The following is a 13,976-nucleotide window of genomic DNA, read 5'->3' as shown; positions in this document are numbered from 1 at the left end:
GATGGAAGATTTAAGTAAAACCATGCAGCAACTGATGAGTCAACGGCATTTGAATGACAATTACCGGCAGTTGATGGCCAAAGTTTATGATGACCCGACCGTAACGGCCTTTTATCAGGAGCATCGGGCTGATTTGGCCGAAGACGTGTTGACGCGCTCAGCCGCTAAACTGTACGAGTTCGTTAGTGAACGGGAAAAATTGGCCAATGGGGGCACGTCCTTTGCGACGGGCTATGAACCGCAATTGATCGTCTCCAATCATTTGATCGACGTGGCCTACGTACCGACCAAGGAAACCCAAGAGAAGCAGGCCCAACAACAGTTACGGCAACGGGTGAAGTCTATCGCCATGCCTAAGAGCATTCGCGAAGCCAACTTGAAGAATTTTGACCAGGACCCAGACCGTGCCGAGGCCCTGATGGCTGCCCTGGACTTTGTCGACGCCTATGAAGCCAGTCCCAAGCGGCGTCACCAAGCGCTGTATTTGGCAGGTAGTTTCGGTGTCGGCAAGACCTACTTGCTGGCCGCCGTTGCCAACCAACTCGCCGCTGACGGGTTCTCCACCACGTTAGTTCACTTTCCCAGCTTTGCCGTGGAAATGAAAAACGCGATTGCCCAAAATGGGGTGGCGGAAAAACTCGACGCCTTGAAGAAAGCACCGGTCCTCATGATCGATGATATCGGAGCCGATGCCATGTCCGCGTGGGTGCGTGACGACGTGTTGGGCGTAATTCTGGAATACCGGATGCAAGAAGAGCTACCGACGTTCTTTAGCTCCAATTTCTCCATGGAACAGTTAGAAAAGGAACACCTGCGAATCTCCACGCGGGGGGATGACGAACCGTTGAAGGCCCAGCGGCTGATGCAACGTATTCGCTTCTTGGCCCGGGAGATTACGATGGTGGGGGTGAACCGGCGACCACAATAACCTGGAGATGACCAGAAAAATTTGCTCATGCCTTGACATCTGGTTGCTGTGAGTGTTTAATAGTCTGTGAAACCAAAAGAGCTATGACGAAAGACATGGTGTTTACGGAATCGTTCACAGGAAGAGTTGGCCTAGCTTGGAAGCCGACTTAGCGACCGCAAACATTACCACTTTCTATCAGCTGTCGAGAGGAAATTTTCGGCCGGTCCGTCCCGTTATCAACGACTAGAGTTCACGGGACCAGTCTCGTGAAAAATATCGGGTGGAACCACGTTATTGACGTCCCCAGTGCCTTATTAGGTGCTGGGGACTTTTTGCGTAGTTGGCCCAAATTTCAATAAGGGAGATCATCATTATGGCAGATATTTCAATTCAATTCCCTGATGGCAAGTCTAAGGACTTCCCAGCAGGTACGACGCCCGCTGACGTTGCCAAATCGATTTCAATCAGTTTGGCCAAGAAGGCTGTGGCTGCTAAGTTAGACGGCAAATTGGTCGACTACTTAACCCCATTAGCTGGCGACGGGGCCATCGAAATCGTTACCAAGGATAGCGCTGAAGGCTTAAGCGTTCTGCGGAACACGACCGCTGCTTTACTGCGGATCGCCTTGAAGAAGCAATTCCCAGCTATCCGTTTGGGTGAAGTTAGTGCCGATGAAGACGGGTTCTTCGTGGACACCGACAAGGACGACCAACAAGTCAGTGTTGACGAACTGGACGCCCTGAGCGTGATTGTTGAAAAATTAGTGAGCGATAAATTAGCAATCGAACGGACCAGCTTACCAAAGGCTGATGCTTTGGCCTTGGTCAAGGATGATCCTTACAGTACCGACCTGATCAACGCGGTTGACGGGGATGCTGTTTCCTTCCTGAAGATTGGGGATTACCAAGTACTCAGTGACGGTGCCCAATTGGCTAACACAGGTGACGTGAAGAAGTTCAAGCTGTTGTCCGTTGCCGGTGCTTACTGGCAAGGCAAGTCCTCTAACCCAATGCTCCAACGGATTTACGGGACGGCCTTCTACAAGCAAGCTGACTTGGACGCTGACTTAGCTAAGCGCCAAGAAGCGCGTGAACGTGACCACCGGGTTATCGGGAACCAATTAGACCTGTTCTTCGTTGATCCTAAGGTCGGCGCTGGCCTGCCTTACTGGATGCCAAACGGGGCCACGATTCGTCGGACCATCGAACGTTACATCATCGACAAGGAAGTGGCCAACGGTTACCAACACGTTTACACGCCAGTCCTGGCTAACCTGGATTTGTACAAGCAATCCGGTCACTGGGCCCACTACCGTGAAGACATGTTCCCACCAATGGACATGGGTGATGGCGAACAACTTGAATTGCGGCCAATGAACTGCCCAAGCCACATCCAAATTTACAACCACCACATCCGCTCTTACCGTGAATTACCATTACGGATCGCTGAACTGGGGATGATGCACCGTTACGAAAAGTCTGGTGCCTTGAGTGGTTTGCAACGGGTTCGGGAAATGACCTTGAACGATGGTCACACCTTCGTCGCCCCAGAACAAATTCAAGATGAATTCAAGAGCATTTTGGACTTGATGGTCAAGGTGTACCGTGACTTTGATATCAAGGACTACACTTTCCGTCTGAGCTACCGTGATCCTAAGAACACGGAAAAGTACTTTGACGATGATGAAATGTGGAACAACGCTCAAACGATGTTGAAGGGTGCCATGGACGACCTGGGCTTACCTTACGTTGAAGCTGAAGGGGAAGCTGCTTTCTACGGTCCTAAGTTGGACGTCCAAACCAAGACGGCCTTAGGGAACGAAGAAACGTTATCTACTATCCAATTGGACTTCATGTTGCCAGAACGTTTCGACCTGCACTACATCGGTGCCGATGGTGAAGAACACCGTCCAGTGATGATTCACCGTGGCTTGGTTTCAACGATGGAACGCTTCACCGCTTACCTGACTGAAATCTACAAAGGTGCTTTCCCAACTTGGTTGGCACCTAAGCAAGTGACGATCATTCCTGTTTCCGAAGAAAAGCACGGTGCTTACGCTGACAAGTTAGCCGCTGAATTAAAGGCCGCTGATGTTCGGGTCAACGTGGACAAGCGGGGCGAAAAGATGGGTTACCTGATTCGGGATGCCCAAACCCACAAGATTCCATACACGTTGGTCGTGGGTGAAGACGAAATGGCTAATGGGACTGTCTCTGTCCGGAAGTACGGAGAAGACGATAGCCAATCCATGAGCAGTGACGCCTTCGTTAAGGAAATCTTAGCTGATATCGCTTCATACAGTCGCGAAGACTAAGCTTGATGTGATTCTGGTGAGTAACCAGAGAATAGAAGAGAGTTGATGCAAAGGTGGTCGGGGTCATGCCTCGGCCCTTTTGTTGTCTCGGCGAGGGGTATCTACATTAGAGTGATGGCCTGAAAATGGTCTTCAGACTTGCTTCCGTGACTCGTGGGCACTAAGGCCAGCCGGCTAGCGTGATTTAGTAGCATGCGCTGGTTGGTACTGGGCAGTTGGAGACTGGTACAAAGCGGGTCTTCACCAGTGTGATTGCGTCAATGAGCGTATCAAACGTTACTGACACGTGTGACCGTAGCCGATAGTTCGCCAAATATGAGTTCAGCCGTGGGAGTTTACTTATCGGTACGTTTCTTACCGCTTAGAAAACGGACAACTTAAAGACGTGGGTTGGCGGCTTCAAGTTGAGGTCCAAGACCGCTCTTTGGCTTGGACCGGCGCCCACCGCGTTCCAACCTCATATCTAGCGAACGGTAGGCGGCCTGCCCAACGCATTTTGCGGCCAAAAACACTTTAGTCACGAAACACTGTTGACATGTTCTGGACTAGCTGGTATGATGGTTAAGTTGAGAAATTAAGCAGAGGCTTCCGCTTCTCGCCCCGTGGCTTACGCTGCCGGGCTAGATAGGCACGTTAGTTCGATCTTTGGATTGGATTTCATGCGGGAGCTGTTTGATTTTTGATCAAAGGTTCCCGCATTTTTTTGTGAGTGAGATTTCTGCAGTTCTCGAGATTATTTTGGAGGTGGATTACCATAGCAAACGACACGATTGTCAACGAGGGGATTCGCGCACGCGAAGTTCGATTGATTGCCGGCGACGGTGAACAATTGGGTATTAAGTCCAAACGCGAAGCTTTACAGATCGCTGAAGACGCAAACCTCGATTTAGTTCTGGTTGCACCGAAAGCTAAACCACCAGTAGCCCGCATCATGGACTACGGGAAATACCGTTTTGAGTTGCAAAAGAAGCAACGTGAAGCACGGAAGAAGCAAAAAGTGGTCAGTGTCAAAGAAGTACGGCTCAGTCCTACCATTGATACCAACGACTTTAACACCAAGCTGAAGAACGCTAAGAAGTTCTTGGCCAAGGGTGAAAAAGTTCGGGTCTCAATCCGGTTTAAGGGTCGGGCAATTACGCATAAAGACATTGGTCGCGAGGTGCTCAACCGGATGGCTCAGGAAACTTCTGAGGTTGCCACGGTTGAACAACGGCCTAAGATGGATGGACGGAGCATGTTCTTAATGCTGGCGCCTATCGCTGAGACTAAGTAAGAATTGATTGGGTAGCTTTAGCTGCCGATTTAAGGAGGAAATTTCGTATTATGCCAAAGATGAAGACTAACCGCGCCGCAGCTAAGCGTTTCAAAGTAACTGCCAAGGGCGGTATCAAGAGTGCCAACGCATACACGTCTCACCGTTTCCACGGTAAGACCAAGAAGCAACGCCGGAACCTTCGTGGTACCCGGATGATGAACGAAACGACTATTAAGACTTACCGTTCTTTATTACAAAAGTAAGCTAGTCGGAAATTTTTCGGGTCGACGAAATGTCGACATAATGTTTGAATTGATTTAGGAGGAAAAGATTATGCCACGAGTTAAAGGCGGTACTGTTACACGCGCACGTCGCAAGAAGGTTTTAAAGTTAGCTAAGGGTTACCGTGGTTCAAAGCACCGTTTATTTAAGGTTGCCAAGGACCAAGTCATGAAGGGCCGTCAATACGCCTTCCGTGACCGGAAAGCCACTAAGCGTAACTTCCGGAAGCTTTGGATTGCCCGGATCAACGCCGCAGCCCGGATGAACGGTCTGAGCTACAGCAAGTTGATGCACGGTTTGAAGTTAGCCAACATCGACGTTAACCGGAAGATGTTAGCTGATTTAGCAGTGAACGACGCTGCTGCATTCAAGGCCTTAGCTGACCAAGCTAAGGAAGCTTTGGCTGCTTAATTCAGTCAATTCGAAAAGACTTCGCTGCGGCGGGGTCTTTTTTATTACGACCGTAGCCGCATAGTTGGCGAACGGTAAGGCGGACAGTATCCGCTATGGTAACGCCACCAGAAAACAGTTGGGGATTCTCGACGGCTGATGGTGGTAAAATCCGCAAAAATTGCGTATAATAAAAAGCTAGACATGCCAATACTGGCAAACGAACGAAGGGGGGCAGTCACCCGCATGGTTTCTGGATTCAAACCCACGTGGATGGTTACGAACATATACGATTTGACGCCAACAGATTTGCGGGCTAACGGGATCAAGGCGGTCATGACCGATCTGGATAACACGCTCATTGCGTGGAATAATCCGGATGGGACACCGGAACTGCACCATTGGCTCAATTTGTTGGAGCTGGCCGGGATTCAGGTCATTGTGGTGTCCAACAATAGCCGCGCTCGAGTTGACCGTGCGGTGGCACCATTTAACCTTCCCTACATTCACCGGGCACTCAAGCCACTCGCTTGGGGATTGAATCGGGCCTTGCGTCGCTGGCATTTACGCCGCGACGAGGTCGTCATGGTGGGTGATCAACTGTTAACGGACGTTTGGGCCGCGCATCATAGCGGTGTTCGCAGCGTCTTAGTCAAACCCATTTTAAGCTCAGATGCCTGGATCACGAAGGGCAATCGGTTATTGGAAAAGGTAGTCATGTGGCGCTTGCGGCACAACTATCCCGAATTAACTTGGCAGGAGGATCTTAATGAACGAAAAACACATTGAACCGGTAGTAATCGATGGTGAACCACTTCACTGCATTGGCTGTGGTGCGGTGGTTCAAACAACGGATAAGACGGCGCCGGGGTACACGCCCCAATCAGCGCTCGACAAGGGCATTGAAAAAGAAGAAGTCTATTGCCAACGGTGTTTCCGGCTACGGCACTACAATGAAATCGTGCCAGTCGGCTTGACCGATGATGACTTCTTACAACTGTTGACGCAGATCCAAGACGCCAACGCCTTGATCGTCTACGTTGTGGACATCTTTGACTTTAACGGGAGTGTGATTCCAGGGCTGCACCGCTTTGTCGGTGAGAACCCTGTCTTGCTGGTCGGCAACAAGGAAGACCTGTTGCCACGTTCGCTGAAGCGGAGTAAATTACGGGATTGGTTGCGGCAACGTGCCAACGAAGAGGGGCTGCGGCCAATCGACGTGACGTTGCTGAGTGCCAAGACCAACCAGTCCGTGGATGGTCTGTTGCAATTGATCGACAAGTACCGTGGCGACCGCGACGTGTACGTGGTCGGGGTGACGAACGTCGGCAAGTCCACGTTGATCAACCAAGTGATCCGCCAAAATACCGGAGTCCAAGACCTGATCACCACATCCCGGTTCCCCGGGACCACGTTGGATAAGATTGAATTACCGTTGGATGATGACCACGTATTGGTCGACACTCCTGGGATTATTCAAAACCAACAGATGGCGCACTACTTGGATGGCAAAGACCTGAAGATTGTGACGCCGCAAAAGCCAATCAAACCGAAGAACTACCAACTCAATGATCAACAGACGTTGTTCTTGGGCGGAATTGCCCGGTTTGACTACACCAAGGGCCCGAAGAATGGGTTCACGGCTTATTTTGAAAACAACTTATACATTCACCGCACCAAGCTGGAGAATGCCGATGACTTTTACGCGCGGCAATTGGGCCAACTGTTGACCCCGCCGCACGCAGACACGAAGGATGACTTCCCACCACTGGTGGCGCATGAATTCAAGACCACGGTCAAGAGCGACCTGGTCTTTGAAGGCTTAGGCTGGATTACCGTTCCGGCTGGCGTCAACGTGACTGGCTGGGCACCCGCGGGTGTCGGCGTCTTGATTCGCCGTGCAATGATTTAAAAACTGGAGGACAACAACTTGCTACGAGGAAAACAAAAACGTTATTTACGGGCCCACGCCCATGCCATGCGCCCACTCTTTTCCGTGGGTAAAAATGGGTTGACCCAGGCCTGGTTAGAGCAACTGACCGGTGCCTTGGAGTATCGAGAATTAATCAAAATCAATCTGCAACAGAGTGCCGACGTTTCCGTTGATGAGACCAAAGCCTTCATTGAAGACCATACGGACATTCAAGTAGTGCAAACCATTGGCCGCGTGTTGGTCTTATACCGGGTGGCAACTGAAGCAGAAAACCAAAAGATTTCACCAATCGTGGAAAACATGTAGGGAGGTCTGGCAGTCGTGGTGAAGATCCTAGAGCGAACGAGTACACAGGTGGCGACCCAATTAGCGGCGACCGCTAAGAAACGGCGTATCGGTATTTTAGGTGGGACGTTCAATCCGCCTCATTTGGGACATTTGGTCATCGCTGATCAGGTGGCGACACAATTGGGTCTGGACAAGGTCTTGTTCATGCCTGATGCTGAGCCGCCACATGTGGACCGGAAGTTGACGATTCCTGCCAAGGACCGCGTGGCGATGGTCAAAGCGGCCATCAAGGACAATCCGCGGTTTGACTTGGAATTAACGGAAGTCAACCGTGGGGGTCGGAGTTACAGCTACGACACCATGTTGCAGCTGACCCAAGCGCACCCGGAGAATCAGTACTACTTCATTATCGGTGGCGACATGGTCGCTTATTTACCGAAATGGTACCGCATCGACGAGCTGGTCAAATTGGTTCAGTTCGTGGGTGTCTGTCGTCAAGGATTTAATCGCGAATCGCCGTACCCCGTTTTGTGGGTCGACGTGCCGCAGATTGGTATTAGTTCCACGATGATCAGGGACCAAGTGCGTCGCGGCCAGTCCGTGCGCTATTTGGTGCCGACCATGGTCGATCTTTATATTAAGGAGCATCTATTATATCGTGACTGAGCTAACCTATACTGAAAATATTTTTGCTGGGACGCGGGCCGATTTGTTAGCCCGAATCAGCCAGCAGTTGAAGCCCAAACGGTTTAAACACGTCCAACGGGTGGAACAAACGGCGATTGATCTCGCGAAGCGCAATGATGTGGACTTGGAAAAGGCCAGCATTGCCGGTCTAGTTCATGACTACGCCAAGCAACGCCCGGACGCGGACTTCATCGCGGCAATTAAGCAGTATCACTTAGACCCGATTTTGCTGGATTACGGCAATGCCATTTGGCATGGGGTCGTGGGTGCCGAGCTGATCAAGCATGAGCTAGGCATTTACGATGAAGATATTTTGAATGCGGTGCGGCACCACACCACGGGGGCTATTTACATGTCACCCCTGGAACAAATCGTCTACATGGCCGACTATATCGAACCGCAACGGGACTTTCCCGGCGTCGATGAAGCCCGGCAATTGGCGAAAACGGACTTGGCCAAAAGCGTGGCGTTTCAAGCCAAGCATACGCTGCAGTATTTGGTAGAAAACGGCAAGCCGGTCTACCCCAAGTCCATTGACACCTACAATGCCTGGGTGCCACAATATCCAAACGTTTGAGAGGAGAAACTATGGAAAGCAAAGCAATTTTAGAAGTCGCAGTTAAGGCTGCGGAAAACAAGCGTGCAGAAGGTATGGTCGCCTTAGATATGACCAAGGTCAGCTTAATGGCCGACTACTTCTTGATTATGGAAGCCAACTCTAACCGTCAAGTGCAAGCTATCGCCGACGAAATTGTTGACCAAATGAACGTTCATGACGTGGCGATTCGCGACGTTGAAGGTAAGAACAGCGCTGAATGGATCTTGATCGACTTGGGTGACGTGGTCGTCCACGTCTTCCAAAAGGACCAACGCAGCCATTACAACTTAGAAAAGCTCTGGTCAGACGCCCCAGAAGTTGATCTGGGCCAATGGGTTGAAGCATGATCTATCAATCCTTTGCAGAGCTTTACGACGAACTTTTTGATCCAGCCATGTACGACCAGTGGCTGGATTTTGTCGCTAAACGTGTGGCGCCAACCAGCGGCGAATTACTCGATCTCGCTTGTGGTAGTGGCCGCTTAGGCGTCTTGTTGGCCCAACACGGCTATCAGGTCAGTGGCTTGGACCTGAGTGAAGAGATGTTGGCGTTAGCTGCCAAACACGCGGAAGAAGCCGATGTGACGATGCCGTTGATGGCGGGCAACATGTTGGACCTCAGCGCGATTGGCGAATACCAAACGGTGACGTGTTTTGCCGACTCATTTTGCTATCTGACGGACCTAGATGCGGTGACACAAGCCTTTACCCAAGTGCATGACCACTTGGCTGTCGGCGGAAAATTTCTCTTCGACGTGATTACGCCGCACCAAACGGATGACGTTTACCCCGGGTACATGTACAATTACGTTGACGAGACCCGAGCGTTCGTGTGGACCAGCTATGGCATCGAAGACGAAGAACACGCAGCCGAACACGACTTGACCTTCTTCACGGAAAACGCGGAGACCGGTGAGTATCGCAAGGTGACCGAGCTGCACCATGAGCGGACGTACCCGCTGGCTGATTACCAACGGGCGTTAGCAGCGGCTGGTCTGACGGTCCAACGGGTCAGCGCGGATTTCGGTGAACAAGAAGTGGCACCGGATACGACCCGGTGGTTCTTTGAGGTGACACGGGAGGCGTAGACATGGCATTACAGGCAGTCGGGATTATTGCGGAATATAACCCATTTCATAATGGCCACGCCTATCAGGTCGACCAAGCGCGCCAGCAAACGGGGGCCGATGTGGTCGTGGCTGCTATGAGCGGCAACTGGGTCCAACGCGGTGAACCGGCTTTGATGGACAAATGGCAACGTACGGCAGCCGCTTTGGCCGGCGGCGTTGATCTGGTCGTGGAATTATCGACGGCCAGTGCCTTGCAGCCAGCGCATTTGTTTGCAGCCGGTGGTGTGGGGCTCTTAGCGGCCTTACAGTGCCGTTGGCTGGCGTTCGGGACCGAACACCCAGACATGGACTACCAGCGCTTAATGGCGCATTTACCCACGGATCCGGCGACCTTCAAACGGTTTGACCAGACATACGCGTCGCTCTTTCAGGGGTATCTCCGGGAGCAAACGGGTATTACGCTAAATGCGGCCAATGATATCTTGGGTTTCTTCTACGCCCTCGCTAATCAGCGCGCGGGTAATCCGTTGACGTTGTTGCCCTTGGCACGACGGGGGAGTCAGCACAATGATCCCACGATAGCCACGCAAACGGCCTTTGCTAGTGCCACGGCGATTCGTTCAGCCGCCTTAGCTGGTGACTGGGCCGCCGTGGCGACGGTGGTGCCTGCGAGCACCTTACGCCGATTACAGCAAGCACAATTAACGAGCTGGCCGGATTTTTGGCCCTGGCTGCGCTATCAGTTGGTCAGCAGCGATGTTGCCGACTTGCGCCAGCTGTACCAGATCACGGAAGGCGTCGAGTATCGGTTGAAGCGGGCGGCATTGGCCAACACGACCTTTGCTGGGTTCATGCACGACGTTAAGACCAAGCGTTACACCTACACCCGATTACAACGGCAGGCCGCGGATATCTTGCTTCAGGCGAAGCCAGCTGAAATGCTGGTGGCACCGCAATATTTGCGCGTGTTGGGGTACTCGGCTGCCGGTCAGGCCTATTTGCACCAAATCAAAAAGCAAGTGACGTTGCCGTTAGTCAGCCGTGCTGACCGGGATTGGCAAAAAGGTCCCGGCGAATTGGACGACCGAGCCGGCGCGTTACGCACACTTTTGACCGGAATCGACCAGGATTATGGCCGAATTCCAGTAAAAAAAGACGATTCTGAATGACTATCAAGGAAATTACCTTGACATCACATTTTTTGACAGGTATAATTTATCACGTTGCATTGGAGGGATTGCGATGAAATGGTCGTTGACCGAGCTCCGCAAGAATTACCGGAATGAGCCGCTTTCGTTTGACGAAACGTTGGATTTGAAGGCGGACTTGATGGAACGCTATGGCGATGACGTCTTGGATTTAAGCCCCGTTCATGCCCAGGGAATGGTTTCCGTGGTGGACGGTGACGTTGTCGTTGATGCACAGGTAACCGCGGACTTAACGGTCCCGTCTAGTCGGTCATTAGCGCCGGTAGACTTACCCGTAGATTTCAAAATGACGGAATTTTATGTTGCTGACGCCGCCGCAACACAACGGTTTGAGAAGACCGACGTTGTGATGGTAGTCAAAGATGACCAAATCGATTTCGATAAGGCCGTTGGCGATAACATTATTTTACAAATTCCGATGCACATTCTTTCGCAAGCCGAAGAACAGGGCGAAAAGATGCCGACTGGTGATGACTGGGAAGTCGTTGCCGAGGCTGACCTGGAAAAGGTGGAGAAGGAAAATCAATCAGTTGATCCACGTCTTGCAAAGTTAAAAGATTTCTTCCCTGATCAGGATGATCAATAATCGCCTTTGTAAGCCTTAAAAATTTTTTCACTAGTGGATATAATTTATTTAAAGGAGGTGTTTTCTTTGGCTGTACCAGCACGGAAAACGTCTAAGACGAAAAAGCGTATGCGTCGGGGTCACATCAAGTTGGCTTCCCTGAACTTAACTCCTTGCCCTAACTGTGGCGAGTTGCGTAAGGCCCACATGGTTTGCCCAAGTTGTGGTTTCTACGATGGCCGTCAGGTCGTTGCGGTTAAGAACGCAAACAACTAATTTTAATTAGTCAAATGAAACTCCCATGAAGTCCGCGGCTTCTGGGAGTTTTTTTGACGATTAACGCGACTTTTCACGTATAATGAACGCACACACAATTTAAGGGGTGACATTGTGACGATTAAATTAATTGCGACGGATCTAAATGGGACGTTGCTCCATGATGACCAAAGCTATAACCGGCCGCTCTTTCGGCAGGTGTTACGCGACCTGCAAGCACGTCAGATCACGTTGGTACTGGCCTCTGGCAATGAATACGGCCATTTGCGTGATCTATTTGCTGCGGACCTGACCGATAATCTTATCTTGGTGGCAGAAAATGGTGCATCCATTTACCAGCAAGACCAGTTGATCTTTGACGGCAGTCTGAGTGCAGCCGACGTGACGCAGTTCGTCACGGTTGACCGCCAGCAGGCCTTCTTGCGTCAGGCCTACATTATCATGACCGGGGCGACAGGGTCGTACACGGAACTGGGTGCCCCACAGCCATTGCTGGATGCGGCTAGCGCTTACTATGACAATCTCCAGCAGGTCGCCGATTTACGAACGGTAACGGATAAAATCAAAAAGATCAGCATTTCCACGCTGCCAGACCAGGCAGCCGAATTGACGGCTCAGTTGAATACGTATTTCGGTGGCCGGTTGCACGCCCATGACAGTGGCTATGGCGTCATTGACGTGGTCGCTGCGAGCGTGGGTAAGCTGCCCGCGGTCAAATGGTTGGCGCAACGCTTCTCGCTGTCTGCGGCCGAAATCATGGCCTTTGGCGATGGCGACAATGATGCGGCACTGTTAAAATACGCGGGACAGGGCTGGGCCATGCGCAATGCGGCGCCGGCCATCCAAGCCGTTGCGGCGGGAGTCACCGCCTACGATAACCAAGCAGATGGGGTCTTGCGGACCATCACTGAGCAAGTTTTGGCGTGATTCGCTGACTTAACCTACCTGATGGTTGGCACCGCACTGCCCGCGTGACTGCGGTATACTGCGTGGTGATCGAAGGGATGATCATGAAACAGTTAAGTCGAGATTTTTTGCTGGTCATCGTTTGCCTGGCACTGTTGGTCGATGGCGTAGCGCTGTACGACACGGCGACGGCACGGGCCACGCGTTCGAGTTTGGATACCCGGGTGCCAGCACTGGTGGTTGAGCAAAATGGGTTTAGATGAATAGTAAACACGGCCTGTGGCAATCGTCATGGGCTTTTTTGCTGGGTTTCTTTACGAAAATGCACAAGCAAATGATGTTGACTAACAATTGATGAAATTATGAGAGAAAATCCACCGATTCAAATATAAATTCTCTTATAACAGGGTTTTAAGATGAAAGATTGATTAAATAATTAGTTAATCTACACCGATAGTTTAAGAAAGCTTTGGGATTATCCCAAAATTACCGGATTTTGTGGCATAGTTTGTGAATAACCGGTAGACTAGCAGTAATCATTTTGAATAGGAGCCGAGAGCATGCGCAAACGATTGGGCCTCTTGCTGGTAGTCATCATCGGCGGCTGGTTCTTACTACCGAGCCTCCAAGGGACCCTGCCCAAAATAGTTGCAATGTCACAGACAATGGCCGTTCAAGCCACGAACCAGCTAACGGTCCAATTGCCATTGGTGGGGCGTCAGGAAAAATCCGTTACGACCCCAGTTGAATCCATCGTCAAACCGCAAACGCTCAAGAAAACATACTATTATCGCTTCTCTGGTAATTTGCCGGATAAGGTGGTGCAGACTTTTGAAGCCGCTATCGCCGTTTACAATGATACGGGAATCGTCAATCTGGTGGCTGGTGATGCTACCGAACGGCAAAACGCCATTGCGATTTTCGGTTATCACAAGGTGATGCCCGCAGATAAGTCCGAATACCTGGAACTGGGGAAAGGTGGCCCAGAGATTGAAGAAGTCAGTGGGTTTCAAGGCTACACGGCCAATCATGCCCGTGCGGGGGTCAATCTCCAGTATCCGCAAGGTGTAAAATTATCGGTGGCTATTCACGAAGTTGGGCACGCCTTGGGGTTAGACCACAGTTCGAGTCACCGTTCCGTGATGTATCCTATCGATCAGGGCAAGACAACGCTATCCCATGGTGATCTCAAGGCTCTCCATACACTTTACGATTGAAGCTTCACCGGCTAACGCACATTTCGTCGAAAATCCGGTGAAATGTGACCAATCTTTTGCAGATTAGTCGTCAACGCA

18 protein-coding genes are annotated in these 13,976 nt (G+C 51.1%); all 18 read left to right on the top strand.

Features of this window, described 5'->3' with window-relative positions; translation table 11 throughout:
• Position 1: 1 nt before the first annotated feature.
• Positions 2-928: a primosomal protein DnaI gene (gene dnaI / locus EKM83_RS03425; protein ID WP_125575244.1), complete on the top strand. Its 927-nt coding sequence runs from the start codon at positions 2-4 to the stop codon at positions 926-928.
• 355 nt (positions 929-1,283) lie between these two features.
• Positions 1,284-3,224, top strand: a complete 1,941-nt coding sequence (thrS, locus tag EKM83_RS03420; protein WP_125575243.1) for a threonine--tRNA ligase — start codon at positions 1,284-1,286, stop codon at positions 3,222-3,224.
• Between the two features lie 748 nt (positions 3,225-3,972).
• A complete protein-coding gene (gene infC, locus EKM83_RS03415; RefSeq protein ID WP_125575282.1) occupies positions 3,973-4,497 on the top strand; it encodes a translation initiation factor IF-3 in 525 nt (174 codons plus the stop codon).
• A gap of 50 nt (positions 4,498-4,547) precedes the next feature.
• The gene (gene rpmI, locus EKM83_RS03410; protein ID WP_045806761.1) at positions 4,548-4,742 is read left to right on the top strand and encodes a 50S ribosomal protein L35; all 195 of its coding nucleotides are present in this window, start codon (positions 4,548-4,550) and stop codon (positions 4,740-4,742) included.
• A 70-nt stretch (positions 4,743-4,812) separates the two neighbouring features.
• Positions 4,813-5,172, top strand: coding sequence for a 50S ribosomal protein L20 (gene rplT, locus EKM83_RS03405; protein WP_125575242.1), 360 nt, complete (start codon positions 4,813-4,815; stop codon positions 5,170-5,172).
• Positions 5,173-5,397: 225 nt separating this feature from the next.
• Positions 5,398-5,940, top strand: a complete 543-nt coding sequence (locus EKM83_RS03400; protein WP_125575241.1) for a YqeG family HAD IIIA-type phosphatase — start codon at positions 5,398-5,400, stop codon at positions 5,938-5,940.
• A complete protein-coding gene (yqeH, locus tag EKM83_RS03395; RefSeq protein ID WP_125575240.1) occupies positions 5,921-7,063 on the top strand; it encodes a ribosome biogenesis GTPase YqeH in 1,143 nt (380 codons plus the stop codon). Before EKM83_RS03400 ends, yqeH begins: the two co-directional genes overlap by 20 nt.
• 18 nt (positions 7,064-7,081) lie before the next feature.
• Complete coding sequence (locus tag EKM83_RS03390) at positions 7,082-7,390, top strand: YhbY family RNA-binding protein (RefSeq protein WP_125575239.1); 309 nt, start codon at positions 7,082-7,084, stop codon at positions 7,388-7,390.
• 15 nt (positions 7,391-7,405) lie between these two features.
• Positions 7,406-8,038: a nicotinate-nucleotide adenylyltransferase gene (locus EKM83_RS03385; RefSeq protein ID WP_125575238.1), complete on the top strand. Its 633-nt coding sequence runs from the start codon at positions 7,406-7,408 to the stop codon at positions 8,036-8,038.
• Entirely contained in the window at positions 8,028-8,636 is a 609-nt protein-coding gene (gene yqeK, locus EKM83_RS03380) for a bis(5'-nucleosyl)-tetraphosphatase (symmetrical) YqeK (RefSeq protein WP_164505582.1), read from the top strand. Before EKM83_RS03385 ends, yqeK begins: the two co-directional genes overlap by 11 nt.
• 11 nt (positions 8,637-8,647) lie before the next feature.
• Positions 8,648-9,004 carry a ribosome silencing factor gene (gene rsfS, locus EKM83_RS03375; protein ID WP_125575236.1) on the top strand — a complete coding sequence of 119 codons (357 nt, stop codon included), beginning with the start codon at positions 8,648-8,650 and terminating at the stop codon, positions 9,002-9,004.
• Complete coding sequence (locus tag EKM83_RS03370; protein ID WP_125575235.1) at positions 9,001-9,744, top strand: class I SAM-dependent DNA methyltransferase; 744 nt, start codon at positions 9,001-9,003, stop codon at positions 9,742-9,744. Before rsfS ends, EKM83_RS03370 begins: the two co-directional genes overlap by 4 nt.
• A gap of 2 nt (positions 9,745-9,746) precedes the next feature.
• Positions 9,747-10,895 carry a nucleotidyltransferase gene (locus EKM83_RS03365; RefSeq protein WP_125575234.1) on the top strand — a complete coding sequence of 383 codons (1,149 nt, stop codon included), beginning with the start codon at positions 9,747-9,749 and terminating at the stop codon, positions 10,893-10,895.
• Positions 10,896-10,968: 73 nt separating this feature from the next.
• Positions 10,969-11,520: a DUF177 domain-containing protein gene (locus EKM83_RS03360; protein ID WP_125575233.1), complete on the top strand. Its 552-nt coding sequence runs from the start codon at positions 10,969-10,971 to the stop codon at positions 11,518-11,520.
• Positions 11,521-11,586: 66 nt separating this feature from the next.
• Positions 11,587-11,775, top strand: coding sequence for a 50S ribosomal protein L32 (gene rpmF / locus EKM83_RS03355; RefSeq protein ID WP_125575232.1), 189 nt, complete (start codon positions 11,587-11,589; stop codon positions 11,773-11,775).
• A gap of 114 nt (positions 11,776-11,889) precedes the next feature.
• A complete protein-coding gene (locus EKM83_RS03350) occupies positions 11,890-12,702 on the top strand; it encodes an HAD-IIB family hydrolase (RefSeq protein WP_125575231.1) in 813 nt (270 codons plus the stop codon).
• An 83-nt stretch (positions 12,703-12,785) separates the two neighbouring features.
• Positions 12,786-12,944 (top strand): hypothetical protein, encoded by a 159-nt coding sequence (locus tag EKM83_RS13255; RefSeq protein WP_164505575.1) that lies wholly within the window; start codon positions 12,786-12,788, stop codon positions 12,942-12,944.
• Between the two features lie 297 nt (positions 12,945-13,241).
• Positions 13,242-13,898 carry a matrixin family metalloprotease gene (locus tag EKM83_RS03345; protein ID WP_125575230.1) on the top strand — a complete coding sequence of 219 codons (657 nt, stop codon included), beginning with the start codon at positions 13,242-13,244 and terminating at the stop codon, positions 13,896-13,898.
• Positions 13,899-13,976: the final 78 nt, after the last annotated feature.

It is taken from the genome of Levilactobacillus angrenensis (assembly GCF_003946085.1).
Classification (GTDB): Bacteria; Bacillota; Bacilli; order Lactobacillales; family Lactobacillaceae; genus Levilactobacillus; species Levilactobacillus angrenensis.
Note: the sequence above shows the minus strand (reverse complement) of the source record. Positions and strands in the feature narration are given on the sequence as shown.